This window comes from Clostridium sp. 'White wine YQ', assembly GCF_028728205.1.
Taxonomy (GTDB): Bacteria; Bacillota; Clostridia; order Clostridiales; family Clostridiaceae; genus Clostridium_T.
The window spans coordinates 1-26,014 of sequence record NZ_JAQYUU010000003.1 but is presented as its reverse complement, the minus strand read 5'-3'; the positions used below and the strand labels follow the sequence as shown (position 1 = coordinate 26,014).

The 26,014-nt window shown below is 31.9% G+C and carries 21 protein-coding genes and 20 tRNA genes; 40 read left to right on the top strand and 1 reads right to left on the bottom strand.

All coding sequences use genetic code 11. The features are described from left to right. The first annotated feature begins 10 nt into the window (after positions 1-10). From PTZ02_RS12360 to murD, 40 genes are all read left to right on the top strand, one after another. Positions 11-1,543, top strand: a complete 1,533-nt coding sequence (locus tag PTZ02_RS12360; RefSeq protein ID WP_274228116.1) for a putative polysaccharide biosynthesis protein — start codon at positions 11-13, stop codon at positions 1,541-1,543. A 16-nt stretch (positions 1,544-1,559) separates the two neighbouring features. Further along, complete coding sequence (gene mazG, locus PTZ02_RS12355; RefSeq protein ID WP_274228115.1) at positions 1,560-3,011, top strand: nucleoside triphosphate pyrophosphohydrolase; 1,452 nt, start codon at positions 1,560-1,562, stop codon at positions 3,009-3,011. A 214-nt stretch (positions 3,012-3,225) separates the two neighbouring features. Next, entirely contained in the window at positions 3,226-3,501 is a 276-nt protein-coding gene (locus PTZ02_RS12350) for an HU family DNA-binding protein (RefSeq protein ID WP_202766016.1), read from the top strand. 75 nt (positions 3,502-3,576) lie between these two features. Continuing rightward, a complete protein-coding gene (locus PTZ02_RS12345; RefSeq protein ID WP_274228114.1) occupies positions 3,577-3,837 on the top strand; it encodes an RNA-binding S4 domain-containing protein in 261 nt (86 codons plus the stop codon). A 123-nt stretch (positions 3,838-3,960) separates the two neighbouring features. Then, positions 3,961-4,248: a sporulation protein YabP gene (yabP, locus tag PTZ02_RS12340; protein ID WP_274228113.1), complete on the top strand. Its 288-nt coding sequence runs from the start codon at positions 3,961-3,963 to the stop codon at positions 4,246-4,248. Positions 4,249-4,257: 9 nt separating this feature from the next. Then, entirely contained in the window at positions 4,258-4,650 is a 393-nt protein-coding gene (gene yabQ / locus PTZ02_RS12335; protein ID WP_274228112.1) for a spore cortex biosynthesis protein YabQ, read from the top strand. 77 nt (positions 4,651-4,727) lie between these two features. Then, the gene (locus PTZ02_RS12330; RefSeq protein WP_274228111.1) at positions 4,728-5,009 is read left to right on the top strand and encodes an FtsB family cell division protein; all 282 of its coding nucleotides are present in this window, start codon (positions 4,728-4,730) and stop codon (positions 5,007-5,009) included. 54 nt (positions 5,010-5,063) lie between these two features. Then, a complete protein-coding gene (locus PTZ02_RS12325; protein WP_274228110.1) occupies positions 5,064-5,468 on the top strand; it encodes a S1 domain-containing RNA-binding protein in 405 nt (134 codons plus the stop codon). Positions 5,469-5,623: 155 nt separating this feature from the next. Next, positions 5,624-5,712 (top strand) — tRNA-Leu (locus PTZ02_RS12320). A gap of 6 nt (positions 5,713-5,718) precedes the next feature. Next, a tRNA-Met gene (locus PTZ02_RS12315) sits at positions 5,719-5,794 on the top strand. A 12-nt stretch (positions 5,795-5,806) separates the two neighbouring features. Next, positions 5,807-5,883, top strand: a tRNA-Met gene (locus PTZ02_RS12310). 13 nt (positions 5,884-5,896) lie between these two features. Beyond that, positions 5,897-5,985 (top strand) — tRNA-Leu (locus PTZ02_RS12305). A gap of 6 nt (positions 5,986-5,991) precedes the next feature. Beyond that, positions 5,992-6,067, top strand: a tRNA-Met gene (locus PTZ02_RS12300). Between the two features lie 12 nt (positions 6,068-6,079). Next, positions 6,080-6,156 (top strand) — tRNA-Met (locus PTZ02_RS12295). 13 nt (positions 6,157-6,169) lie between these two features. Further along, positions 6,170-6,258, top strand: a tRNA-Leu gene (locus tag PTZ02_RS12290). 6 nt (positions 6,259-6,264) lie between these two features. Continuing rightward, a tRNA-Met gene (locus PTZ02_RS12285) sits at positions 6,265-6,340 on the top strand. A gap of 12 nt (positions 6,341-6,352) precedes the next feature. Next, positions 6,353-6,429 (top strand) — tRNA-Met (locus PTZ02_RS12280). Between the two features lie 13 nt (positions 6,430-6,442). After that, positions 6,443-6,531: transfer RNA gene (locus tag PTZ02_RS12275), tRNA-Leu, on the top strand. 6 nt (positions 6,532-6,537) lie between these two features. Next, positions 6,538-6,613 (top strand) — tRNA-Met (locus tag PTZ02_RS12270). Between the two features lie 9 nt (positions 6,614-6,622). Next, a tRNA-Met gene (locus tag PTZ02_RS12265) sits at positions 6,623-6,699 on the top strand. A gap of 13 nt (positions 6,700-6,712) precedes the next feature. Next, positions 6,713-6,801, top strand: a tRNA-Leu gene (locus tag PTZ02_RS12260). A 6-nt stretch (positions 6,802-6,807) separates the two neighbouring features. Continuing rightward, positions 6,808-6,883, top strand: a tRNA-Met gene (locus PTZ02_RS12255). A 9-nt stretch (positions 6,884-6,892) separates the two neighbouring features. After that, a tRNA-Met gene (locus PTZ02_RS12250) sits at positions 6,893-6,969 on the top strand. Positions 6,970-6,982: 13 nt separating this feature from the next. Continuing rightward, positions 6,983-7,071 (top strand) — tRNA-Leu (locus PTZ02_RS12245). Positions 7,072-7,077: 6 nt separating this feature from the next. Then, a tRNA-Met gene (locus PTZ02_RS12240) sits at positions 7,078-7,153 on the top strand. A gap of 9 nt (positions 7,154-7,162) precedes the next feature. After that, positions 7,163-7,239 (top strand) — tRNA-Met (locus PTZ02_RS12235). A gap of 13 nt (positions 7,240-7,252) precedes the next feature. Next, positions 7,253-7,341 (top strand) — tRNA-Leu (locus PTZ02_RS12230). 489 nt (positions 7,342-7,830) lie between these two features. Beyond that, the gene (gene spoIIE / locus PTZ02_RS12225) at positions 7,831-10,227 is read left to right on the top strand and encodes a stage II sporulation protein E (protein ID WP_274228109.1); all 2,397 of its coding nucleotides are present in this window, start codon (positions 7,831-7,833) and stop codon (positions 10,225-10,227) included. 122 nt (positions 10,228-10,349) lie between these two features. Next, complete coding sequence (tilS, locus tag PTZ02_RS12220) at positions 10,350-11,744, top strand: tRNA lysidine(34) synthetase TilS (protein WP_274228108.1); 1,395 nt, start codon at positions 10,350-10,352, stop codon at positions 11,742-11,744. 5 nt (positions 11,745-11,749) lie between these two features. Beyond that, positions 11,750-12,289, top strand: coding sequence for a hypoxanthine phosphoribosyltransferase (hpt, locus tag PTZ02_RS12215; protein ID WP_274228107.1), 540 nt, complete (start codon positions 11,750-11,752; stop codon positions 12,287-12,289). A 77-nt stretch (positions 12,290-12,366) separates the two neighbouring features. Next, positions 12,367-14,169, top strand: a complete 1,803-nt coding sequence (gene ftsH / locus PTZ02_RS12210; protein WP_274228106.1) for an ATP-dependent zinc metalloprotease FtsH — start codon at positions 12,367-12,369, stop codon at positions 14,167-14,169. Between the two features lie 148 nt (positions 14,170-14,317). Further along, the gene (locus PTZ02_RS12205; protein WP_274228105.1) at positions 14,318-15,985 is read left to right on the top strand and encodes a formate--tetrahydrofolate ligase; all 1,668 of its coding nucleotides are present in this window, start codon (positions 14,318-14,320) and stop codon (positions 15,983-15,985) included. A gap of 239 nt (positions 15,986-16,224) precedes the next feature. Beyond that, positions 16,225-17,004, top strand: coding sequence for a type III pantothenate kinase (locus tag PTZ02_RS12200; RefSeq protein WP_274228104.1), 780 nt, complete (start codon positions 16,225-16,227; stop codon positions 17,002-17,004). Positions 17,005-17,010: 6 nt separating this feature from the next. Next, positions 17,011-17,997 (top strand): tRNA dihydrouridine synthase DusB, encoded by a 987-nt coding sequence (gene dusB / locus PTZ02_RS12195; RefSeq protein WP_274228103.1) that lies wholly within the window; start codon positions 17,011-17,013, stop codon positions 17,995-17,997. A gap of 46 nt (positions 17,998-18,043) precedes the next feature. Further along, positions 18,044-18,856 (top strand): hypothetical protein, encoded by an 813-nt coding sequence (locus PTZ02_RS12190; RefSeq protein WP_274228102.1) that lies wholly within the window; start codon positions 18,044-18,046, stop codon positions 18,854-18,856. 117 nt (positions 18,857-18,973) lie between these two features. Continuing rightward, entirely contained in the window at positions 18,974-19,456 is a 483-nt protein-coding gene (gene greA, locus PTZ02_RS12185; protein ID WP_202766002.1) for a transcription elongation factor GreA, read from the top strand. 13 nt (positions 19,457-19,469) lie between these two features. Beyond that, entirely contained in the window at positions 19,470-20,975 is a 1,506-nt protein-coding gene (lysS, locus tag PTZ02_RS12180; protein ID WP_274228101.1) for a lysine--tRNA ligase, read from the top strand. A gap of 105 nt (positions 20,976-21,080) precedes the next feature. After that, positions 21,081-21,155, top strand: a tRNA-Asn gene (locus PTZ02_RS12175). 387 nt (positions 21,156-21,542) lie between these two features. Next, a complete protein-coding gene (locus PTZ02_RS12170) occupies positions 21,543-22,934 on the top strand; it encodes a glycine--tRNA ligase (protein WP_274228100.1) in 1,392 nt (463 codons plus the stop codon). A gap of 267 nt (positions 22,935-23,201) precedes the next feature. Beyond that, the gene (gene murD / locus PTZ02_RS12165; RefSeq protein ID WP_274228099.1) at positions 23,202-24,581 is read left to right on the top strand and encodes a UDP-N-acetylmuramoyl-L-alanine--D-glutamate ligase; all 1,380 of its coding nucleotides are present in this window, start codon (positions 23,202-23,204) and stop codon (positions 24,579-24,581) included. Between the two features lie 97 nt (positions 24,582-24,678). Here murD and PTZ02_RS12160 read toward each other — a convergent pair whose 3' ends face one another. Then, on the bottom strand, positions 24,679-25,671 hold the full coding sequence (locus PTZ02_RS12160; protein WP_274228098.1) for a DUF5050 domain-containing protein: 993 nt from the start codon (positions 25,669-25,671) through the stop codon (positions 24,679-24,681). Positions 25,672-26,014: the final 343 nt, after the last annotated feature.

The window sequence follows — 26,014 nt, the reverse complement described above, 5'->3', positions numbered from 1 at the left end:
GAGGTATTTTATGAGAAAGCAATCCCTAATAAAAGGAAGTATAATACTTGGTATGGCAGGAATAATAGCAAAGTTTTTAGGCATATTCTTCCGATGGCCATTAATAATGCTCATAGGAGATGAAGGAGTAGGATATTATCAAATGTCTTATCCTTTGTATATGTTTTTTATAGCTTTATCTGCAGGAGTCCCTGTAGCTATATCCAAAATGGTTTCAGAAAATAATGCTGTGGGAAATAAGGAAGATACTTTTCAAATAATTAGGGAAGCATTTTTGCTAATGGCAATATTGGGGACAGGCACTAGTTTGTTCTTGTTTTTTGGTGCAAGACCATTAATATCCCTTCTAAAGTGGGACAGTAAAGCCTACTTTTCATTGATAGGAATTTCATTTGCACCAATTATAATGACTTTTACCACTATATATAGAGGATTTTTTCAAGGATTACAAAACATGACACCCTCGGCAATCTCTCAGATATTAGAACAGATTGCCAGAGTAATTGTTGGTGTCGGTTTAGCTATTATATTACTTCCTAGGGGAATAGAATATTCAGCAGGTGGCGCTGCCTTTGGAGCTACTGCTGGAGCATTACTAGGAGGTAGTTATTTATACTTTAAATATAGGAAAGTTAAAAAGGAATTTGGTATAAAAAGAGTTTCATTTAATCCAGAAGTATTAACTAGATTACTTAAAATTTCTATTCCTATATCTCTAGGCGCTACAGTAGGTAGTGTTATGGGGCTTATAGATTCTGTTCTAGTTCCAAGAAAACTATTGGAAGCTGGATTAGACTCAAAGACAGCAACTATTCTCTATGCTCAGCTCACAGGTAAGGCAGCAGTATTAACAAATATACCATTGACTCTTTCTATGGCATTATGTGCTTCTATAGTTCCGATAATTGCGGAGAATTATATATTAAGTAATAAAGATGAAGTGCTTTCAAAGGTTAATACATCTTTGAAACTATCATTTACAATAGCATTGCCATCCTTAGCAGGGTTGTACTTTTTAGCTTTACCAATAATGCAAATAATATTTCCAGGAAGATATGATGGATATGAGATTTTAAAATATTTATCCATTTCAATTCCGTTTATAGTTCTAGCTCAAACAACAACTGCAATCTTGCAAAGTACGGGGAGATATATAATTCCGGTAATAAATTTATTAATAGGATGTGGAATAAAGATATTCTTGACATCAACCTTAGTATCAATTAATGAACTAAACGTATATGGTGCAGTTATAGCAAGCATTTCAGCATACTTAGTTTCATCTATATTAAACTTGATTTGTTTAAAGATACATTTAAAATTAAAAATTAAGTTCTATGAAATATTGATTAAGCCTGCGTATGCAACAATTGCAATGATAATAGGGGTTATGGGAAGTTATGTAATGTTAACATATAAAATAAATAGTCCTTCTTTAGCTTGCTTGATTTCAATATTTTTGGGTATTATTATATATATAGTTCTAATAGTAATGTTAGGAGTTTTTAAATATGATACCATTAGAAGCAGATTAAGGAGATAAAAAAGGAGAGAGCTTAATGATAAAAATAGTAGGTTTGGGTCCAGGTGCGCCAGAGGCACTGACATTAGGAACTTTAAAAGTACTGAAAGAAAGTAAACAGGTTTTATTGAGAACTGAAAAGCACCCTACAGTTGAGTATTTAAAGGAAATGGATATTGAATTTGAAACATATGATTCTAAATATGAAGAAAGCCAAAGTTTTGACCAAGTATATGAAGCTATAGCAAAAGAATTATTAAAAGTTCATGATCAGTTCGGAGATGTGGTATATGCAGTGCCAGGACATCCTTTGGTTGCTGAAAAATCTGTTTTCAACATAATATCATTGTGTGATGAGAATAATATCCAATATAATATATTTCCTGCAGTAAGCTTTGTGGATGCAATGATGGATGCGCTAAAAATTGATCCTATTGAAGGACTTAAGATAATAGATGCTTTTGATATTGATAATCAGGTGTTGGATAAGCGAATAGGTACGATTATAACACAAGTTTATAATCAATTTATAGCTTCAGAAGTGAAGTTAAAGCTGTCAGAATACTATAATGATGATACTGAGATATTTTATGTTAGGGCAGCTGGAATTAAAGGAATGGAAAGTGTAAGAAAAATCCCCCTATTTGAATTAGATAGACAGGAAGATATAGATTATCTTACATCTATTTATATTCCAAAGGACTTAAATAACAAAAAGGATTTCAATGACTTAGTAAAAATCATTGAGAGGCTAAGAGGTGTTGATGGTTGTCCTTGGGACAGGGAACAAACACATGAAAGTTTGAAATCTGCATTGATTGAGGAAAGTTACGAAGTCATAGATGCCATAGAGAAGTTGGATGATGATGCATTAATTGAAGAACTGGGAGATGTACTACTTCAGGTAGTGTTCCATGGAATAATAGGTAAAGAAGATGGATATTTCAACATAGGAGATATAATAGAAGGAATATGTAATAAAATGATATACAGACATCCTCATGTTTTTGGGGATGAAACTGCGGAATCATCAAAAGAAGTTCTTGTAAATTGGGAAGAACTGAAGAAAAAGGAAAAAGGATTAGAGAGTCTTACTGAAGAGATGGAGGCTATTGCTAAGAGTTTGCCAGCATTAATAAGAGCAAATAAGGTCCAAAAGAAAGCAAAAAAGGTTGGATTTGATTGGGATAACGTTGAACCAGCAATGGAAAAGGTAATTGAAGAATTAAATGAAATAAAAGAGGTATATAAGGAAGGAAATAGGGAAAGAATAACAGAAGAAGTAGGAGATTTGTTATTTGCATGTATTAATGTAGCTAGATTTCTAGATGTTGATGGAGAATTAGCATTAAATAAAACTACTGATAAATTTATAAAAAGAATGTCATATATAGAACAAAAAGTTGCGCAATTAGGGAAAAAAATACAAGAAATGTCATTAAATGAGCTAGATGTAATATGGGAAGAATCAAAAAATAAAGAAAAATAATAAAATCTAGGAGGAAATTAGAAATTTAAGGAGAATATATATAAATTGTATAAATGTATTACTACTTATCATAAAAATACCTTTTTTACACAAAATATCTATATTTCTATAGACTAGGCTGAAATCAAGGTATATAATAGGATGAGATAGTGTAGTACATAAGTAATAAAAACTACAGTAATTTAATATCTCTATGATCGAGGAGGATGTAATCGTGAATAAAGCAGAATTAATCACTAGTATTGCAGAAAAGAGTAAATTAACAAAGAAAGATGCTGAAGCAGCTTTAAAAGCTTTAATAGAAAGCGTTGAAGAAGCACTAGCTAATGGAGATAAAGTTCAATTAGTTGGATTCGGAACATTTGAAACAAGAGAAAGAGCTGCTAGAGAAGGAAGAAATCCTAGAACAAAGGAAGCTATCCAAATTCCAGCATCAACTGTACCTGTATTTAAAGCAGGAAAAGAATTCAAAGAAAAAGTTAGTAAATAATCTTAAAAAACCCGAGTGCATCTCGGGTTTTTTTTGAATATATGAACTTTAGCATTTAATAAGGAGGAAAAGAAATTGAGATTAGATAAATATTTGAAAGTTTCGAGAATTATAAAAAGAAGAACAATAGCCAAAGAAGCTTGCGAAGGAGGAAGAGTTACAATTAACGGAAAAGTAGCAAAACCTTCAACGGATATAAAAGAAGGCGATATTATAGAGATAACATTTGCAAATAAAAAAATTAAGGCAAAGATAGTAAGTATTGTAGAACATGTAAGAAAAGAAGATGCTAGAGAAATGTACGAGATACTAGAGGGTGAAGAAGATCAAGAGTAGTACCGATAATAATAGTAAGTATTATATTAGTAATTATAAAATTTTTTAAATTCATAAATGTTAATTCTTAATTTCAATTTACTTGCATATATTCTGTTAGAAATATTATTAAGGAGAGACATTATGGAAAGTAAAAAGGAAATAATTCAAAAGGAAAGTTCAATTCGTCTTGAAAATAGAAAAAAATTAGCTCTAACAGGGGTTTTAGAAGTTCTAAGCTTCGATGAGGAAAAAATAGAGTTAAATACAAGTGAAGGACTATTAGTTATAAGAGGCCAAGAACTAAAGATGAATAAACTTGATGTTGAAAATGGAGATGTTATTATTGCAGGACTTATATATAGTATGATCTATTCTGGAAAAGAAGTTAAAAAAGAAAAGGAAGCCTTACTTAAAAGGCTATTTAAATAGGTAATAGTTATGTTGTTACCTAACAATATACAGTATAACATAATTATATATAGTCTTTTGGCTGGAATGTTAACAGGAATATTATTTGATGCATATAGGATAATAAGAGGTAGTGGAATAAACAAGGTTATAATAGTTTTTGAAGACTTGCTTTTTGGTATATTAGGCGGCCTTGCTATTTTTACTTTTCTTTTATATTATAATTCGGCTTTTTTAGGATTTTATGTTTACTGTGGAATAATTATAGGATTCATATTATATTTAAGATTAATTAGTAAGTATATTTTAAGATTTGAAAAAGTACTATTATCAGGTGTAAATAAGTTTTTTAGAATGATATTAATTAATGTTATTTATATTTTTAAAATAATTTTTTATAAAATTTTAGGAAAAAGTAAATAAATTTAAAAATTACTTGAATATGTAGTCTTTTCTCTTTAAAATAAAGATAAGAATTGTTATAAAAGAGAGGAACAAATATGAGAAAAAGAATTAACTTAAAGAACTTGGTTATAGTCTTTTTGGTAGGTTTTTTTTGTTTCAGCTTTTTTAGACAAGAAACTGCTATGAAAAGATTAAATAAACAAAAAGCAGATAAAGAGGCACAACTTCAAGAATTGAAGAATGACAATGATAGACTTAAGCAAGAAGTGCAAAAGATTCAAAGTAATAATAATGAATTTATAGAAGAAATGGTTAGGGTGAGACTAGGTTTAATTAAACCAGGAGAAAAAGTCGTAAATAATGCAAGCACAAAATAAATAAGGTTATTATTTTATAACATATATATTTTTTTAAGGAGGAGTCTTTTTAACATGACCTTGATGGCAGGAAACATTTTAGAAGGTACAGTAGTAAACATCACAAACTTTGGAGCATTCGTAGAGGTGGAAGGTAAAACAGGCTTAGTTCATATTTCAGAAGTTGCTGATTCATTTGTAAAAGATATTAGACAACACTTGAAAGAACAAGATAAAGTGAAGGTAAAAGTAATCTCAATTGACGATAATGGAAAGATCAGTTTATCTATTAAACAAGCAAATCCTCAAAGAAAAAGTGTAAAACCAGCAGAAATTGATTGGACATCAGAAAAGAAAAAACAAAGCTCAGAAAGTTTTGAAGATATAATGTCTAAGTTTTTAAAAGATAGTGAAGACAGAATGCAAGATGTTAAGAAAAATCAAGATTTCAAAAGTAAGAGTAGAAAGAACTTCGGTTAAACTATGATAGATAGGCTTCTAACAAGGGTTAGAAGCCTTTTTAACTCTTCAAATTTAGGGGTAAAGTTAAAAAAAAAATAAAAAGTGTTGACAGAAGTACAATGGTACCTTATAATTAATTTTGTTGTCACAACCCAAGGGTGCTGATAACTAATGCTGAAGTGGCGGAACTGGCAGACGCACAGGACTTAAAATCCTGCGGTGCTTAAACACCGTACCGGTTCGATTCCGGTCTTCAGCACCATAATATCGCGGGGTGGAGCAGTTGGTAGCTCGTCGGGCTCATAACCCGAAGGTCGTAGGTTCAAGTCCTGCCCCCGCAACCATAAAGAAAGTTAGGCGGGATAGCTCAGTTGGCTAGAGCATTCGGTTCATACCCGAAGGGTCGCAGGTTCGAATCCTGTTCCCGCTACCATATAACATAAAATGCTGAAGTGGCGGAACTGGCAGACGCACAGGACTTAAAATCCTGCGGTGCTTAAACACCGTACCGGTTCGATTCCGGTCTTCAGCACCATAATATCGCGGGGTGGAGCAGTTGGTAGCTCGTCGGGCTCATAACCCGAAGGTCGTAGGTTCAAGTCCTGCCCCCGCAACCATAAAGAAAGTTAGGCGGGATAGCTCAGTTGGCTAGAGCATTCGGTTCATACCCGAAGGGTCGCAGGTTCGAATCCTGTTCCCGCTACCATATAACATAAAATGCTGAAGTGGCGGAACTGGCAGACGCACAGGACTTAAAATCCTGCGGTGCTTAAACACCGTACCGGTTCGATTCCGGTCTTCAGCACCATAATATCGCGGGGTGGAGCAGTTGGTAGCTCGTCGGGCTCATAACCCGAAGGTCGTAGGTTCAAGTCCTGCCCCCGCAACCATAAAGAAAGTTAGGCGGGATAGCTCAGTTGGCTAGAGCATTCGGTTCATACCCGAAGGGTCGCAGGTTCGAATCCTGTTCCCGCTACCATATAACATAAAATGCTGAAGTGGCGGAACTGGCAGACGCACAGGACTTAAAATCCTGCGGTGCTTAAACACCGTACCGGTTCGATTCCGGTCTTCAGCACCATAATATCGCGGGGTGGAGCAGTTGGTAGCTCGTCGGGCTCATAACCCGAAGGTCGTAGGTTCAAGTCCTGCCCCCGCAACCATAAAAATTAGGCGGGATAGCTCAGTTGGCTAGAGCATTCGGTTCATACCCGAAGGGTCGCAGGTTCGAATCCTGTTCCCGCTACCAAATAATATAAAATGCTGAAGTGGCGGAACTGGCAGACGCACAGGACTTAAAATCCTGCGGTGCTTAAACACCGTACCGGTTCGATTCCGGTCTTCAGCACCATAATATCGCGGGGTGGAGCAGTTGGTAGCTCGTCGGGCTCATAACCCGAAGGTCGTAGGTTCAAGTCCTGCCCCCGCAACCATAAAAATTAGGCGGGATAGCTCAGTTGGCTAGAGCATTCGGTTCATACCCGAAGGGTCGCAGGTTCGAATCCTGTTCCCGCTACCAAATAATATAACATGCTGAAGTGGCGGAACTGGCAGACGCACAGGACTTAAAATCCTGCGGTGCTTAAACACCGTACCGGTTCGATTCCGGTCTTCAGCACCATAATATCGCGGGGTGGAGCAGTTGGTAGCTCGTCGGGCTCATAACCCGAAGGTCGTAGGTTCAAGTCCTGCCCCCGCAACCATAAAAATTAGGCGGGATAGCTCAGTTGGCTAGAGCATTCGGTTCATACCCGAAGGGTCGCAGGTTCGAATCCTGTTCCCGCTACCAAATAATATAACATGCTGGAGTGGCGGAACTGGCAGACGCACAGGACTTAAAATCCTGCGGTGCTTAAACACCGTACCGGTTCGATTCCGGTCTCCAGCACCAAGAAAAGTCTACAATTTAAAATTGTAGACTTTTTTTGTTATATAGGGTTTTTGATAGGAAACTTAACTTATACTTGTTTGAAAATGTCGGCATCTTGACATTTTCAGGCATGAATAAGTTAATAGTTCAATTAAAACCCTATATAAAATAGTAAGAGAGGAAACGTGTCTATTGTACTTAAGAAAAAAATAGAAAATTGAGTATTCCAAAAATTGTTTTCTATAAAGTTTCAAAGAGTAAAATAACATGACAAAATATTATCTTAACAAAATCTAATCATATATACCTCTAAACATAACTATTTCAATAGAATATCAAAGATGCTAGAAAAAATAATAGAATGAGTTCTATGCTGAGGGATACATAAATTTTATGAATTATATATAATTTTGTCCAACGAAAAAAGATATTCAAAACAAAGAATGACATATAATTTGGAAAGCTGCTGATATAATGGTATTACATTTATTGGTAATTGGAGGTATAAAAATGCAGTATGGGTTAGAGGTAGAAACGTATAAAAGAATAGGTAAAAGAAAAAAAGAGAACAAGGAAACCATGTATTATTCGCCAGTTAAATTGGCTGTGATATTTTCAGTAGGACTGTTAGTTAGTAGAGTTTTGATAAATTTAAATATATCCAAAGTAGACTACATAGCTCCTTTTGGAGTGGCATATCTTTTATCCTTTTTAGGTGAGCGGGATAGGGTATATAAAATAGCAGCATCCATTGGAACGTTAGTCGGATATTTAACTATTATTAGTAAGGTTAACGATGGAAACATGTATATAATAACTACTTGTATATTAACAGTAGCATCTGTAATTCCCTTAAAGATTGACAAGAAGATTAATAATATAAAAAATATTATTTTCCTATATGGGTTAATTCTTATATATAAATGTGTATTACAGGGATATGAAGTTCTTTTTTCAATAATATTATCATTTTCCTTAACTATGGTAATGGCATCAGTAAGTTATATTATTAAATACTCATTGGAATGTATAGAGGAATTTAATACAGAGCATTTATTTTCAAAAGAAGAAATAATAAGCGTAATAATTTTAATTGCATTAACTATAACAGGAATTGGACAACTTACTTTACTTAATGTTAGTTTACGTAATGTTATAGGATTACTTATGGTTATTTTAATAGCGTATATTTCAGAAGGTACTTTAGGTGCAACAACTGGAATAGCATTGGGAGCGATTATCGGGATAACTACAGGAGATATGCCCTTTTATGTATGCCTATATGGAGTGTGCGGATTAACAGTTGGTATATTTAAGGATATGGGAAAGATCTTTTCAATGGCAGCTTTCCTAATTATATATATGATACTCAATATGTATTCACAAGATTTTACATTGTACAATGGAATTGAAGGAGCATTATCAGTAGCTTTATTTATTATAATTCCAAGAAAAATCTTCAATAAGTTAAGCTTAGAATTTGATTCAGAAAAAAAAGAAGATAAAAATGCACAAGTTCATTTTATGAAGATTAAAGAGGAATTTGGTAAAAGGTTAAAAGATTTTACTCAACTACTTGAGAACATGTCAACTACTTTACAGAGTTTTGATGATAATGATAGGTTACTTCTAAAAAACACAAGTTCAGCATTGATAGAAAACCTAGGGGACAGAGTATGTTCTAATTGTGATATGAAGTATATGTGTTGGAAAAGAGAATTATATAGTACTTATGTAAGCTTCTCTGAATTGATTAAATCAGCTGAAGAAGGAAAAATAAAATTTCCTGCTGATTTAGAAAAAAAGTGTGTTAGAAAGAATAGATTAATAAAAAGCACAGAAGAAATAGTTGAAAATCATGTACTGAATTCTATGTGGAAAAAAAGATTGGCTGAGGGAAGAAGAATGCTCGCAGGGCATATAGGAAATATGGCAAATACAGTAGAAGATATATTAGTGAATTTAGATAAGGATATAGAATTGAGCAGCGAACTTGAGAGAAATGTGAAGAAAATGCTTAGAAAGAATAATATAAAATTCTATGACGTATTTTGTTATGAAGATAAAAATTGTAGGGTTAATATTAAACTAACTATGGATAACTGCAAAGGTAGTAAAACCTGTATAAAGGATGTTATACCATTAATCAATGATATTATAGGGAAACCAATGAGTGTTGGTGGAGAAGGGTGTCACATTAACCCTAGTAATAATCAGTGTACTGTACTCATCGAAGAGATGCCTAAATATTATGTACAAAGTCATGTTGCATTATCATGCAAGGAAGGAGAAAAGTATACTGGAGATAGTTACTCTTTTGGTAATACAAAAGATGGAGGTTATATGACGATTATTAGTGATGGCATGGGATCAGGGCCTAGTGCTGGAACTGAATCGAAAGCTACAGTGGAATTGATAGAAAAGTTTACTTCTGCAGGGTTTAAAAATACAACTGCAATTAATGCAGTGAACTCTATAATGAACATGAAGTTTGCGGAGGATGAAAAATTTGCTACCTTAGATATGAATACAATAGATTTATATACAGGGGAAGTAGAATTTATAAAGATTGGAGCTGTAGCAAGTTTTATTAAGAGTAATAATAAGGTTGAAGAAATAAATTCAAAAACATTACCTTTCGGAGTTTTAGATAAGCCAGATATAGAAATGGTAAATAGAAAACTTAAAAATGGAGATATATTACTAACCTTAAGTGATGGAATACTAGAAATAAATAAGAATGAAACTGGAAATACTGGATGGATAGTTAATTATTTAAGAGAAACTAAGATAACAAATCCAAAGGAGATGGCACAAGATATAATGCAGAAAGCTAAAGAACTTTCCGGTGGTAAATGTAAAGATGATATGACTATCGTGGCTTCAAAGATATATGCATGCTATTAGAATTTAATAAAAATTTAAAAGACTTGGTTTTAACCAGGTCTTTTATTTAGAATTTATAATTGATTAGTGATAATAAATGGTATAATAGAAAATGAATTTGTTTTTAAAGGTGTGAATTTAATATGAAAGAAAAAGTAACTAATTATATATATGAAAATAAATTAATAAACCCTGGCGAAAAGATATTAGTAGCTCTTTCAGGAGGACCGGATTCTGTATGTTTGATAAATCTTCTTATAGAAATGAAAGATGAATTCAATATTGAAGTTGGAGCAGCACACGTAAATCATATGCTAAGAGGAGCAGAGGCGGATGCAGATGAGGAATATGTTAGAAAAATATGTGAACTTAATGATATACCTTGTTATGTTAAGAGAATAGATATAAATAAGGTTTCTAAGGAAAAAGGAATAAGTTCTGAAATGGCTGGAAGAGAAGAACGTTATAATTTTTTTGATGAAATAAGAAAGAAACACTTATATGATAAAGTAGCGCTAGCTCATAATGCTAATGATCAAGCTGAAACTGTTTTAATGAGATTGATGAGAGGAAGCGGGTTAGAAGGATTAACAGGTATAAAAGCTAAAAGAGATGAAATATACATAAGGCCCATTTTAAATTGTGATAGAAGTGAAATAGAAAATTATTGCATGGAAAAAGGATTAAATCCAAGAATAGATAAAACTAACTTAGAAAATATTTATTCAAGGAATAAAGTTAGACTTGAATTAATTCCATATATAAGAGAAAATTTTAATACAGATATAGTAAATACATTAAATAGAATAGCACTTTTACTAGAAAAGGATAGTGAGTTTATTCAATATTATGTAGATGAAGCAATAGAGAAATATTGTGCATTTAATGAAAAACTTATAATTAAAAGTGGTATTTTTGAATTGAAAGAAGCAATATTAACTAGAGCTATTAAAAGTTCTATAATGAGGTTTTCTCAAAAATATTATAATATAGAAATGAAACATATTTATGATATTGTATCTCTTCAAAAGAAGAAAAGTGGAAGTAGGATATCACTTCCAAATGAGCTTGAAGCCTCAAATTCCTATGGAAATATAGAAATAAGATTTACTAATAATGGCGAAAAAGAAAATATAAAAGAAAATAATATATTAATAAACAAAGAAAATGTATATAATTATTTAGTAGAGTTCTATAATTATAATATAGAATTTGATGTTTTAAAAAAAGATGAAAAGTTAAATTTTTCTAAAGACTCTTTAATTAAATATTTTGATTATGATAAGATAGGTAGTAGTATAGAAATAAGAAGAAGAAAAGATGGAGATGCTATAAAACCATATGGAATGAAGGGGAAGAAAAAACTTAAAGATTTATTTATGGATCTAAAAGTTCCAAGGGAAGAAAGAGATGAAATTCCTTTAGTATGTTTTAATAATGAAATAGCCTGGATTGTTGGCATTAGAACTTCGGAGGATTTTAAAATAACTAAAAATACAAAAAATATATTAAGGATTAAGTTTTCTAGAAAGGGATAAAGAGAATGATAAAAGATATTAAAGAGATTTTATTCGATGAGGAAACGATAAGAGCTAAAATTGTGGAATTAGCAAATTTGATAAGTGAAGATTATAAAGGAAAAGATCTTGTGATTGTTGGAGTTTTAAAGGGATCAGTAATTTTTGCTGCAGAACTAATTAAGAACATTAAAGTTCCATGCGAGATTGACTTTATGGCAGTTTCTTCATATGGAAACTCTACAGAAACCTCAGGAGTAGTAAGGATATTAAAGGACTTAGATCATGGAATTGAGGGAAAAGATATTTTAATAGTAGAAGATATAGTGGATAGTGGAATAACATTGAACTATTTAGGGAAATACTTACAAGGTAGGGGAGCTAGAAGTATTAACATAGTTGCCTTGCTAAATAAGTCAGCAAGAAGAAAAACAGATGTGGATGTAAAATATCAAGGATTTGATGTTCCAGATGAATTTATTGTTGGATATGGAATAGATTATGCTGAAAAATACAGAAATTTACCGTTTATAGGAATATTAAAACCTGAGGTTTATGAAAAATAGAATAAAATCTTATTGTTGTTAGATAAATTTATATATGATAAAATTTTATAATAACTAGAAAGAGAGGGGGGCCTTAAATGAAAAAATTTTCAAGCGCAACGGCCTGGATTATAATATCTGTTATGGTTATGTTTATAGCTTTTACTATTTGGGAAAGTGGTAAAACTAAGGACATATTATCATACAGTCAATTTAAACAACATTACCAAAACAATGAAGTGAAATCAATACGTGTAAATCAGGATAATATAACTATAGAGGGTACTTTGAATGATGGAAAGGTATTTAATGCTTATGTACCTTTAGAAACACTAAATACTTTAATTACAGCAAATCCAAAGGATTCAGTTGATTTATCTTTTGATGCACCTAAAAGCACAAAAGAATGGTTGAATTTAATTCCTACCGTATTGTTGATAGTTGTGTTCTTAATTTTCTTATTTATTTTTATGCAACAATCTCAAAGCGGTGGTGGAAACCGTGGAGTAATGAATTTTGGTAGAAGTAGGGCCAAAATGGCAACACCTGATAAAAAGAAAGTTTCATTTAAAGATGTAGCAGGTGCAGATGAAGAGAAAGAGGAACTGGCGGAGATTGTGGATTTCTTAAAGGATCCTAAGAAGTATACAGATATGGGAGCAAGAATCCCTAAGGGTGTATTATTAGTTGGGCCTCCAGGAACAGGTAAAACTCTTCTTGCAAAAGCCATAGCAGGAGAAGCTGGAGTACCTTTCCTTAGTATTTCAGGTTCGGATTTCGTAGAAATGTTTGTTGGAGTTGGTGCTTCAAGGGTAAGAGATCTTTTTGAACAAGCGAAGAAATTCCCATCATCTATCGTATTTATTGATGAAATAGATGCAGTTGGTAGACAAAGAGGCGCTGGTCTTGGTGGAGGACACGATGAAAGAGAACAAACATTAAATCAATTACTAGTTGAAATGGATGGATTCGGAGTAAATGAGGGTATAATAATGATAGCAGCTACTAATAGACCTGATATCTTAGACCCAGCATTACTTAGACCAGGAAGATTTGATAGACAAATCATGGTTGGAGCTCCTGACGTTAAAGGTAGAGAAGAAATTCTAAAGGTTCATACTAGACATAAGCCATTAGCAGAAGATGTAAATCTTGAAGTTTTAGCAAAAAGAACTCCAGGCTTCACTGGTGCAGATATAGAGAACCTTACTAATGAAGCAGCACTGCTTTCTGTAAGGAAAACTAAAAATAGAATTGGAATGGAAGAAATGGAGGAAGCTATTACTAGAGTAATTGCTGGTCCAGAAAAGAAGAGCAGAGTTATAAGTGAACACGATAAGAAACTTACAGCTTATCATGAAGCAGGTCATGCCGTTGTAGCGATGTTCTTAGAAAATTCAGATCCTGTTCATCAAATCAGTATTATACCTAGAGGTATGGCTGGTGGTTATACAATGCATCTTCCTAAAGAAGATAGATCATATACATCTAAGTCAAAACTTAAAGATGATATGGTAGGGCTTCTAGGAGGAAGAGTTGCAGAAAAACTGGTTATCGGAGATATAAGTACTGGTGCCAAAAATGATATAGACAGAGCTTCAAATATAGCAAGAGCAATGGTTATGGAATACGGAATGAGTGAAGAAGTTGGCCCAATTAGCTATGGAACTGATCAGAATGAAGTTTTCTTAGGAAGAGATATCGGAAGATCAAGAAACTTTAGTGAAGATATTGGAGCTAAAATAGATAATGAAATCAAGGGATTAATTGATGATGCTTATAATAGTGCACAAAAGATATTAACAGAAAATATAAATAAGCTTCATGCAGTAGCACAAGCTTTACTTGAAAGAGAAAGACTTGAAGCTAATGAATTCCAAGAAGTATTTAATAATGCATAATTAACAAAAAGCCGTATGAACTACGGCTTTTTTATTTATTCATTCGTATTAGCACGAAAATAAATAAAAAATTATTTAAAATTATTTTTATAAATGGTATAATAAACAAGGAAAATTTAAATACTTTAAATAAAAGAGGTGTCTCGAAATGAAAAGTGATATTGAAATTGCACAAGGTGCAAAAATGCAACCTATTGTTAATATAGCTGAAAAATTAGGGTTAAGTGAAGATGATATAGAGTTATATGGTAAATACAAATGCAAAATTTCATTAGATGTTATGGAAAAACCATCAAAGAAAGATGGTAAGTTGGTTTTGGTAACTGCAATAAATCCAACTCCAGCAGGAGAAGGGAAGTCTACAGTAACTGTTGGATTAAGTCAAGCACTATGTAGTTTAAATAAAAATTCTGTAGTAGCAATGAGAGAACCTTCACTAGGCCCTGTATTTGGGGTTAAAGGTGGAGCAGCAGGTGGGGGGTATGCTCAGGTTGTACCAATGGAAGATATAAACCTGCATTTTACAGGAGATATGCATGCAATTACTACTGCAAATAACTTACTTTCTGCAGCTATAGATAATCATATACATCAAGGAAATCAATTAAGAATCGATGCAAGAAGAATATTATTTAAAAGAGTAATGGATATGAATGATAGAGCATTGAGAGAAGTAGTAGTTGGAATGGGTGGCAAACCTAATGGATTCTTAAGAGAAGATGGTTTTATGATTACAGTAGCATCTGAAATAATGGCAATCTTATGTTTAGCTAAAGATTTAAAAGATCTTAAGGAAAGAATGGGTAATATATTAGTTGCTTATAACTTGGATGGAGAACCAGTCTATGCAAAAGATATTCAGGTACAAGGAGCTATGGCTTTATTGATGAAAGATGCAATAAAACCAAATCTAGTCCAAACTTTAGAAAATACGCCAGCAATAATACACGGAGGACCTTTTGCCAATATAGCCCATGGATGTAACTCTATTATTGCGACAAAAATGGCATTGAAGCTAGGAGATGTTGTAGTAACAGAAGCTGGATTTGGAGCAGATTTAGGAGCGGAGAAATTCTTCGATATAAAATGCAGATATGCAGGACTTAATCCGGATTGCGTTGTATTAGTAGCTACAATTAGGGCATTAAAACATCATGGAGGAGCTTCAAAAGCTGATTTAAGCACAGAAAACTTAGAATGTCTTTCAAAGGGATTGGATAACTTAGGAAAACATATTGAAAATGTTAATAAATATGGAGTTCCGTTGGTGGTTGCTATTAATAGATTCCTTAGCGATACTGATGAGGAAATTAAGCTAATAGAAAACTATTGTAAAGAAAAAAATGTAAAAGTAGCTTTATCTGATGTATGGGCAAAAGGTGGCGAAGGTGGAATAGAACTTGCAAATGAAGTTATCAACATTTTAGATAATGAAGTTTCAGATTTTAAAGTTTTATATAAAGTGGAAGATAAAATAGCAGATAAAATTAAGAAGATAGCACAAGAAATATATGGTGCTAGAGGGGTAAATTTCACACCGCAAGCTATTAATCAAATAAAAGAATTAGAAAGAATAAATTGTGATGAGTTGCCAATATGTATGGCAAAAACACAATATTCACTTTCAGATAATCCGAATCTCCTTGGTAGAGCATCTAATTTTGATATTACAGTTAGGGAAGTTAGGGTTTCTAAGGGAGCAGGATTTATAGTTGCATTAACCGGTGATATTATGACTATGCCAGGATTACCTAAGGTACCAGCAGCAAATAGAATGGATATACTAGATGATGGTGAAATAGTAGGATTATTTTAGAGTTTGATATTTAAAAATATTGTTTGTGAAAAATATGAAAAGAAGGTTGTTAATTATTAACAACTTTCTTTTTGTTAATATCTTGACAAATGATAATTAATTGCTAAAATTAAATTGTTAAATTTACAGTATAAAATTCAATTTTTTGATTTATTAAAATGGAGAGGCGGTTCTTTTGTTATTAAATGATTTGAAGGAATCTTTTACCCTCCTTATTTTATTATTTTAGGTGGTGCAATATGATATTATTAATAGATGTTGGAAATACTAACATAGTTTTAGGACTTAATGATAAAAATGGATTTAGTGCAAGTTGGAGAATATCAACTGATGCAAATAAAACATCTGATGAGTATGGAATACAAGTTACTCAGTTATTTCATCAAAATGACATAAACCCAAGGGACGTTGAAGGGATAATAATTTCTTCAGTAGTTCCTAATATAATGTATTCCCTGGAACATATGATCAGAAAATGCTTTAATGTTGACCCTGTAATTGTAGGGCCAGGAGTGAAAACTGGAATAAATATTAAGTATGATAATCCTAAAGAAGTAGGCGCAGATAGGATAGTAAATGCTGTTGCAGCACATGAAAAGTTTAGAAGAAGTTCAATAATAATAGATTTTGGAACTGCAACAACATTCTGTGCATTAACTAAAAGTGGAAATTATCTAGGCGGAAATATTGTACCAGGAATAAAAATATCATCAGAAGCACTTTTCCAAAGAGCAGCTAAATTACCTAGAGTTGAATTAGAGAAACCTAAGGGTGTTATTTGTAAAAATACTATATCTAGTATGCAAGCTGGTATAATATATTCATATGTTGGTGGAGTTGAGTATATAGTAAAAGCAATGAAAAAAGAAATGATGGCAGTTGGAGAAGATGAACCTATAGTAGTTGCAACTGGAGGACTAGCTAAACTTATTGCAGAAAGTACTGATGTAATTGATATTATAGAGCCACAACTTACATTAGAAGGACTAAAGATAATTTATGAAAAGAATAAGGAGTAGAATATAGTGAAAATAGGAAATCTAGAATTTGAAAATGCTATTTTCTTAGCTCCTATGGCAGGTGTTACAGACATTTCTTTCAGAGGACTTTGCAAAGAGATGGGTTGCGAGCTCGTGTATACAGAAATGATAAGTTCAAAAGCTATGTATTATGGTAGCGACAATACAATGAACTTACTTAGAACTGCAGAGGAAGAACGACCTGTAGCAGCACAAATTTTTGGAAATGATCCAAAAATTATGGCTGAGGTAGTTGAGAAATATTTTAATGAAAGAGAAGATATATGCATTATTGATATAAATATGGGATGTCCAGCTCCTAAGATAGTAAAAAATGGTGAAGGGTCAGCTTTGATGAAAGATCCAAAACTTGCTTGGGAGATAGTAAATTCTATAAAGAAAGTTTCAAAGAAACCTGTAACTGTAAAGTTTAGAAAAGGATTTAATGAGGATAATATAAATGCAGTAGAATTTGGTAAATGTATGGAAGATGCAGGAGCCGATTCCATTGCAGTCCATGGAAGAACTCGTGAACAAATGTATGAAGGTAAGGCTGATTGGGACATAATAGCTAAGGTGAAGAATGCTGTTAATATTCCTGTTATAGGAAATGGGGATGTATTCAAACCAGAGGATGCTTTAGAACTAAAAAGAATTTCTAATTGTGATGGAATCATGATTGCAAGAGGAAGTATGGGGAATCCGTGGATATTTAAGCAAATTTCTCAGATACTTAAAGGCGAAGAGGTTACATATCCAACTCCTTCAGAAAAGATAAAAATGTGTATGAGACACTATGAATTGGCTAATAAGTATGATGGAGAATATAAAGCTATCAGAGAAATGAGAAAACATTCAGCTTGGTATATAAAAGGATTAAGTAATTGTACAGATATTAAAAATAAAATAAACCTTGAAGAAAATATCGATGATGTTTTTGAAGTTTTAAAAAGTTATATGATATATTTAGAATCAGAAGGTATTAATAATTAGCTTAGTGAATAATATACCATAAGAATAATATAAGAGGTAAAGTTAAGTGAGAGATATTTTAGATATACGGGTAGCTGAAGGAAAACCATATTTCAAAAATAACTCTGTAACAAAAATATTAGACGGTTTTAAAATAAAAAGAATTGAACAAATTAATTTAAATGAGTTTCACAGTAATATAGTTAGAGTAAGTATCCCACCAAATCTTGATTGGGATTCTTACTCTAATAATGTAGTTAGGGCAATAGGAAAGAGAAGATGGGATTCCGTTAGCGTAAAAGGAAACAGAAAATATGATTTTAATTATTTAGGGAATTTCCAAAGAGATGTTTTATCCTATGGAATTATTGCATCAATAAAAATTATTCTTATGAATAATCATAAGAAAATAAGCAGCGCTACCATAGGTATAGAAGACGGAGGAAATATATCAAACTTGCCGATAATAAAGCAATGTGCCTTGTATACAAATAAAATTCTTTTAATAACAAAAAAATATAAAGAAGCAAGTAAAATAAGGGAATATATAATAGCTAACTATGGAGTATCACCAGAAATAGTTTTTACAGAGGATAAGGCTGAGAATATAGATTTTATAGTCTCAGAATATGATAAGGAATATAATTCTTTAGGGGTTTGGTATTTAAATAATTACTATTTCCCTAAAAATGATATTATGCATGCAATAAATGATGTTGAGTTTTATTTTCCCGAACTAAAAGAGGATATCCCACCTGAATTATTAGGAGCTTTATTAAAATCCAGCAAGAGGAATAATAAAACAGTAGAGGAAATACTAAGTTTTAACAAGATAGAAATTAGCAAAATAAAACTTGGAAAAAAGGAAATAAAGGTATAGAATTATTGACAGTAAGTGTACTTAGTTTTATAATATGTTAAATAATCCTATAGTCAAAAATATGTATTAAATTAAAATATACTGTATAAAATGAGCTATGTAGAAGGGGAGAAAGAAATGAGCGAGCAAAAAAAGGTAATTTTAACTTATGAAGGAGTTAAAAAACTAGAAGATGAACTTGAATTTTTAAAAACTGTTAAAAGAAAAGAAATTACTGAAAAAATAAAAGTAGCTTTAGGTTACGGTGATTTAAGTGAAAACTCAGAATATGATGAAGCTAAGAATGAGCAAGCTTTCACTGAAGGAAGAATTCTTCAATTAGAAAATATGCTTAAAAATGCAGTAGTTGTTGATGAGTCTGAAATTTCAACAGATTCAGTAACAGTAGGGTCAGTTGTAAAAGTTAAAGATTTTGAGTTCGATGAAGAAGTAGAGTATATAATAGTTGGTTCAGCAGAAGCAGATCCAATGAACTATAAAATATCAAATGAGTCACCAGTTGGTGCTGCACTTTTAGGTAAAAAAGTAGGAGACACAGTAGAAGTTATAGTGCCAGGTGGTACAAATAAATTCGAAGTTTTAGGAATTAGAAGAGAGTAACGGAGGTTTCACAATGTCAAATGAGGAAATGAACATTAACCAGTTAGAAGCTCAATTTAGTGAACAAGAGAGATTGAGAAGACAAAAACTTGAAGAATTAAAGGCTGCAGGGAATGATCCTTTCGACGTTTATAAGGTTGAAGTAAGCCATTCTTCAAAAGCAGTAAAAGAAGATTTTGAATCTTTGGAAGGAAAAAATGTAAAGGTTGCTGGAAGACTAATGTCTAAAAGAGGTCAAGGAAAAGTAATTTTTGCAGATATCCATGATAAAGAAGGAAAACTTCAATTATTTATAAAACTTGATGCTGTAGGAGAAGAAAATCTTAAATCCTTTAAGACTTTCGATTTAGGAGATTGGATTTCAGCAGAAGGAGAAGTTTTCAAAACTAAGGCAGGGGAAATATCTGTAAAGGTTAATGAATTTAAACTTATTTGTAAGTCATTAAAACCTCTACCAGAAAAGTGGCACGGACTAAAAGACCCAGATTTAAGATATAGACAAAGAGAATTAGATTTAATAACTAATCAAGATGTTAGAGAAACTTTTATTAAGAGATCTAAGATAATATCTGGTATTAGACAATTCTTAGACAATAGAGGATATCTAGAAGTTGACACGCCTATGCTATCACCAACTGCAGGAGGTGCAGCTGCTAGACCATTTATTACTCACCATAATACATTAGACATAGATATGTATTTAAGAATTGCTACAGAATTACATTTGAAAAGATGTATAGTTGGTGGATTTGAAAAGGTATATGATATGGGAAGAATCTTCAGAAATGAAGGGATGTCAGTAAAACATAATCCTGAATTTACAACAATAGAATTATATGAAGCATACGCAGATTATAATGATATGATGGAAATCACTGAAAATATGGTGGCATATGTTTGTGAAAAAGTTAATGGAACAACTAAGGTTTCATATCAAGGAACTGAGATAGACTTCAAACCACCATGGAGAAGAATAACTATGGTTGATGCAGTTAAGGAATATGCTAATGTAGATTACAATGCTATTTCAAGCAATGAAGAAGCTCAAAAAATAGCAAAAGAAAGAAATCTAGAATTTAAGAAACCTTTATCAACTGTAACAAAAGGAGAAGTATTAAATGCTCTTTATGAAGAATATTGTGAAGAAAAAATGATACAACCTACTTTTGTAATAGATTATCCAGTTGAAATATCTCCTCTTACTAAAAAGAAAAGAGGAAATGAAGAATTCACTGAAAGATTTGAAGGATTTGTTTTTGGAAGAGAAGTATGTAATGCTTACTCAGAATTAAATGATCCTATTGTTCAAAGAGAAAGATTTGAACAACAAGAAAAGGAAAGGGATCTAGGAGACGATGAAGCATACATGATTGATGAAGAATTCATGAGTGCTTTAGAAACAGGTATGCCTCCAACAGGTGGATTAGGAATCGGTATTGATAGATTAATCATGTTTTTAACAGATTCTGCGTCAATTAGAGACGTAATTCTATTCCCAACAATGAAGCCATTACAGTAAGTTTTGATAAATCGCCCAGAAGTGGGCGATTTTTTTATGAAAAATTTTTGAGAAAACTATTGCATTTTATTAAAATCTTGATATAATAATATTTGTGATTGACGTTCCGCGATAGCTCAATGGTGGAGCACTCGGCTGTTAACCGATAGGTTGGAGGTTCGAGCCCTCTTCGCGGAGCCAATTTTATTTTATAAGAGAATAATGTTAATGAGATTCAGCGTAAGCTGATTTTTTTTATTTTAAGGTGAAAATTTAAAATAGATGTTTTGAATATTATGGATTTTGGTTGACAATATGTAAGGATTTGATTATATTATTAATATAAAATTTAATAAGCATGATGATAAAGAGGAGTAGCTTAAGGATTTATTTAGAGAGGTAGTGTTTGGTGAAAACTATCAAGTCTTAAAGTGAAGGGCGCTTTTGAGTGCACAAAATGTTAAAGCAGGGCAATTGCCAAGAAGGGTGGAACCGCGGAAAGATATTTTCGTCCCTTTGTGGTGATGGCTTTTTTTATTTTACTGGAAATTTATAAAGTATAAATTAAGTTAGGTTGGAGGTATTATTATGGCGGTAGAAAAAACAATGGATAAAATTGTTGCACTTGCAAAAAACAGAGGTTTTATATTTCCTGGATCTGAGATTTATGGAGGACTTGCAAATTCATGGGATTATGGTCCTTTGGGAGTAGAGTTTAAGAACAATGTTAAAAAAGCATGGTGGAAAAAGTTTGTTCAAGAGAGCCCATATAACGTTGGTGTTGATTGTGCAATACTTATGAATAGAGAAGTTTGGGTAGCATCAGGACACGTAGGTGGATTTTCTGACCCATTAATGGATTGCAAAGAATGTAAAACTAGATTTAGAGCAGATAAGATTGTAGAAGATCACATGACTGCAAATGGAGCTGAGGTAGCAACAGCAGATGGATGGAGTAATGAAGAACTTAAGAAGTATATTGATGATCATAATATAGTTTGTCCTAAATGTGGAAAGAAGAATTACACTGAGATAAGAAAATTTAATTTGATGTTTAAAACTTTCCAAGGAGTAACTGAAGATGCTAAGTCAGAAATCTTCTTAAGACCAGAAACTGCTCAAGGTATATTTGTAAACTTTAAATCAGTTCAAAGAAGTTCAAGAAAGAAAGTTCCTTTTGGAATAGCTCAAATTGGTAAGTCTTTTAGAAATGAAATAACACCAGGAAACTTTACTTTCAGAACAAGAGAATTTGAACAAATGGAGTTGGAATTCTTCTGTAAGCCAGGAACTGATTTAGAATGGTTTAAATACTGGAGAGAATACTGCTGGAACTTCCTATTAAACCTAGGGGTAAATGTAGATAATTTAAGAATGAGAGATCATGAAGCTGAAGAACTTTCATTTTATTCAAATGCAACTTCTGATATAGAATACTTATTCCCATTTGGATGGGGAGAATTATGGGGGATAGCTGATAGAACAGACTATGACCTTAAAAAGCATCAAGAGCATTCAGGGGAGGATTTAAGCTATTTAGATCCTGCTACAAATGAAAGATATGTTCCATACTGTGTAGAACCATCTTTAGGTGCAGATAGAGTAACACTTGCATTTTTAATAGATGCTTACGATGAAGAAGAACTTGAAGGTGGAGATGTAAGAACAGTATTACACCTACATCCTGCTTTAGCACCATTTAAAGCAGCAGTGTTACCACTTTCAAAGAAATTATCAGAAAAGGCAGATGAAGTATATGCATCTCTTGCCAAAAAGTTTAATATTGAATATGACGAAGCAGGAAGTATAGGTAAGAGATACAGAAGACAAGATGAAATAGGAACTCCATTCTGTATAACTGTAGATTTTGATACTCTTGAAGATGGAGCAGTAACTGTAAGAGATAGAGATACAATGGCTCAAGAGAGAATTAAAATAAGTGATTTAGAAGCATATATAGAAAAAAGATTAGAGTTTTAATATTAAGGGAGCTGTCGCAGAATGATTTTATTGAAAAACGTTCTGTGGCAGCTCTTTTTACAATTAAAAAGATTTACCACAATATTTTAGTAGAATATTATTTCATAAAATCATACTATGTATATATATTTTGAGCAGATTTAAAGTAAAAGGGTATATTGTATGTGAAGCAGCTTGTCTAAAGTGGAATTATAATACAACCAATGATATAATAAAAATAAAATAGGCAAAAATTTAGTGTATATAGATTTTTTGGAGGAAAACTAAATGAAAAAAGATTTTAATGAATTTAAGAAATTCATAAAGGGAAAGAATGTTGCTGTAGTAGGTATTGGAGTAAGTAATATTCCTCTAATAGATTTTTTGTTAAATTTAGATGCTAAAGTAACAACTTTCGATAAAAAAGAAGAAAATGATCTTGGAGATATAGCTATATCATTAAAAAATAAAAATGTGAAACTAATGTTGGGTGAAGATTATTTGACCAAGCTTAAAGGCTTCCAAGTTATATTTAAAACTCCAGGAATGAGAATTGATATTCCAGAATTAGTTGAAGCAAAGGAACAAGGGACATATATAACTTCAGAGATGGAGGAGTTTGTCAGGTATTGTCCTGCAAAGATATATGGAATAACTGGTAGTGATGGAAAGACAACAACAACAACTATTGTTTCTAAATTGCTAATGGAGGAAGGATATAAAACTTGGGTTGGAGGAAATATAGGAACTCCTCTTTTTTCAAAAATTGAAGAAATAAGTGGAGCTGATAGAGTTGTACTGGAGTTATCTTCATTTCAATTAATGACAATGGATAGCAGAATAGAGAGTGCGATAGTGACTAATTTAACCCCAAATCATTTAGATATGCATAAAGGAATGGAAGAATATATAGAATCTAAGAAAAATATTTTCAAGTACCAATCTAAAAATGACTTGTTAGTTATAAATAAAGACAATCCTATAACCAATGGTTTTGAAAAAGAGGCTAAGGGGGAAGTGAACTTTTTTTCCTCAAAAGAAGAAGTGATAAATGGAGCTTATTTAAGAAATGGCATCCTATATCTAGGTGAAAGAGAAGTTGTTGCTGAGAAAGATGTAATACTTAGAGGTACTCATAACATGGAAAACTACTTAGCAGCATTTTTAGTGACAAAAGATGATGTAAGTATAGCTACGATGAAGAAAGTTGCTACAACTTTTAAAGGGGTAGAACATAGATGTGAGTTAGTAAAAGAAATAGATGGAGTAAAGTATTATAATGACTCAATAGCATCTAGTCCTACAAGAACTTTAGCAGGACTAAAAGCTTTTGATAAGAAAGTAATATTGATAGCGGGTGGTTATGATAAGCATATACCATTCGAACCACTAGCAGAAGAAGGATATATGTTTATAAAAGAACTTATATTACTTGGTGCTACAAAAGAAAAGATTAAATCTACCTTTAATAAATTAAAAGAGGATAAAGGAATTGATGTGCCCGTTCATATGGTTGCTTCACTAGAAGAGGCAGTTGATATAGCTAAGGCCTTATCAAAAGAGGGGGATATTGTAACTCTTTCACCTGCATGTGCAAGCTTTGATATGTTCCCTAATTTTGCAGTAAGAGGAGATAAGTTTAAGGAAATAGTAAATAACTTAAAGTAGTTTGAAATATGAAATTATATAAGAAGGAGATAATGTACTCACACAAGTCTGTAAGTACATTATCTCCTTCGAAGTTTTATTATTTATAATAATTAAGTTAACTAACAACATTTTGAACTATTAGCACATTTTCTTCAGGTGCGATACTTTTTTGATATAAGATAGAAGTACCTAATATATAATAGTCAATAACTGAATCAGTTGTTATTTGTTTGTCTGTAAAAGAGTTATTGCCAGAGTCTACTAGAGAATAAATGCTATTGGAAGAATCTTTGTTTAAAAAGAAAATACTGTTATTAGAAGATTTTAGTTTTTCAGCTTTGACATCAAATATCTTCTTTTCTTCTAGAGTAGATAAATCTAAATAATACAATTTATCATTGTCAGAAGAATTAACAAAAATTATATTGCTTTTATATATAATAAAGCTTTCAACAGAAGATTTAGATAATTTCACTCTATTAGTACCATCTGTTTTTACTGCATATATTGAGAAATTGTCAGAGGAATTTTGATATATTACCCATTGTCCAGAAATAATAAAATTACCACTAGAATCTTGAGTTAATGCAGTACTTGTCTTTTTATCTAAATCATATTTTGTTATATAGTTATTATTATTTCTATTTATGTAAAATAAGTTATTTTGAGATAATATTATGTTCTGAGGAACGTCATCAGATATTTTGGTTGGAGTTTTGCTAGTAGTATCAAAAGAGTAAAGTGCTGATGAATCACTAGCATTTCCAAAATATACAATGGTTCCGGAAACTGCAATTGAATTAGGGGAAGATATAGAATCAAATATAGTATTTGTCTTAATCCCATTTGTAAGGTTTTTATCAAATGATGTTAATTTATTATTATTTCTCCAATCAGGAAAAATATTTTCTGAATCCATAGCATAAAAATTGTTTGGTGTGTCGATAGTATCTGTTATTGTAACTGGCGTTGCTTCATTTGTACTTGGAGAATTAATAGATATAGATGAACTACTAGGGGTTTTAGTATCATTGCTACTGCTTTTACTACAAGATATTAGAGAAAAACTTAAGGATGATATTAAAACAGCTATTAATATTTTCTTCAAATTTAATTACCTCCTTTAAATGGTATATATTTTATTATATCGTAATTTAGTGAAAAGACTATACGATAACATGATATAATTGATAAAGCGAAATAAACATATCCTAGTGTATCTATAATAGAACAAATGAGAATTTAATTGGAATTTGAAGAAATAACAATTTATTTGAATTATTTGAAGGTTAAATGAGAAATATATATATATACATCATGGTACTATTTTATTCGTCGCTGATGGCGATGCAACAAAAAAGTGCTTGACACAACATTAGTAAAATGTTACTATAGTTAAGCAAGTTTTAATTGCTCTTTGAAAATTAAACAGAGGAAATGAAGTAAGATTT

Bases quoted from the DNA above. Each gene is read 5' to 3' on its own strand.
- PTZ02_RS12360 (WP_274228116.1), top strand. From the start codon at position 11: ATGAGAAAGCAATCCCTAATAAAAGGAAGTATAATACTTGGTATGGCA.
- mazG (WP_274228115.1), top strand. From the start codon at position 1,560: ATGATAAAAATAGTAGGTTTGGGTCCAGGTGCGCCAGAGGCACTGACA.
- yabP (WP_274228113.1), top strand. From the start codon at position 3,961: ATGGAAAGTAAAAAGGAAATAATTCAAAAGGAAAGTTCAATTCGTCTT.
- yabQ (WP_274228112.1), top strand. From the start codon at position 4,258: ATGTTGTTACCTAACAATATACAGTATAACATAATTATATATAGTCTT.
- PTZ02_RS12330 (WP_274228111.1), top strand. From the start codon at position 4,728: ATGAGAAAAAGAATTAACTTAAAGAACTTGGTTATAGTCTTTTTGGTA.
- PTZ02_RS12325 (WP_274228110.1), top strand. From the start codon at position 5,064: ATGACCTTGATGGCAGGAAACATTTTAGAAGGTACAGTAGTAAACATC.
- spoIIE (WP_274228109.1), top strand. From the start codon at position 7,831: ATGCAGTATGGGTTAGAGGTAGAAACGTATAAAAGAATAGGTAAAAGA.
- tilS (WP_274228108.1), top strand. From the start codon at position 10,350: ATGAAAGAAAAAGTAACTAATTATATATATGAAAATAAATTAATAAAC.
- hpt (WP_274228107.1), top strand. From the start codon at position 11,750: ATGATAAAAGATATTAAAGAGATTTTATTCGATGAGGAAACGATAAGA.
- ftsH (WP_274228106.1), top strand. From the start codon at position 12,367: ATGAAAAAATTTTCAAGCGCAACGGCCTGGATTATAATATCTGTTATG.
- PTZ02_RS12205 (WP_274228105.1), top strand. From the start codon at position 14,318: ATGAAAAGTGATATTGAAATTGCACAAGGTGCAAAAATGCAACCTATT.
- PTZ02_RS12200 (WP_274228104.1), top strand. From the start codon at position 16,225: ATGATATTATTAATAGATGTTGGAAATACTAACATAGTTTTAGGACTT.
- greA (WP_202766002.1), top strand. From the start codon at position 18,974: ATGAGCGAGCAAAAAAAGGTAATTTTAACTTATGAAGGAGTTAAAAAA.
- lysS (WP_274228101.1), top strand. From the start codon at position 19,470: ATGTCAAATGAGGAAATGAACATTAACCAGTTAGAAGCTCAATTTAGT.
- PTZ02_RS12170 (WP_274228100.1), top strand. From the start codon at position 21,543: ATGGCGGTAGAAAAAACAATGGATAAAATTGTTGCACTTGCAAAAAAC.
- murD (WP_274228099.1), top strand. From the start codon at position 23,202: ATGAAAAAAGATTTTAATGAATTTAAGAAATTCATAAAGGGAAAGAAT.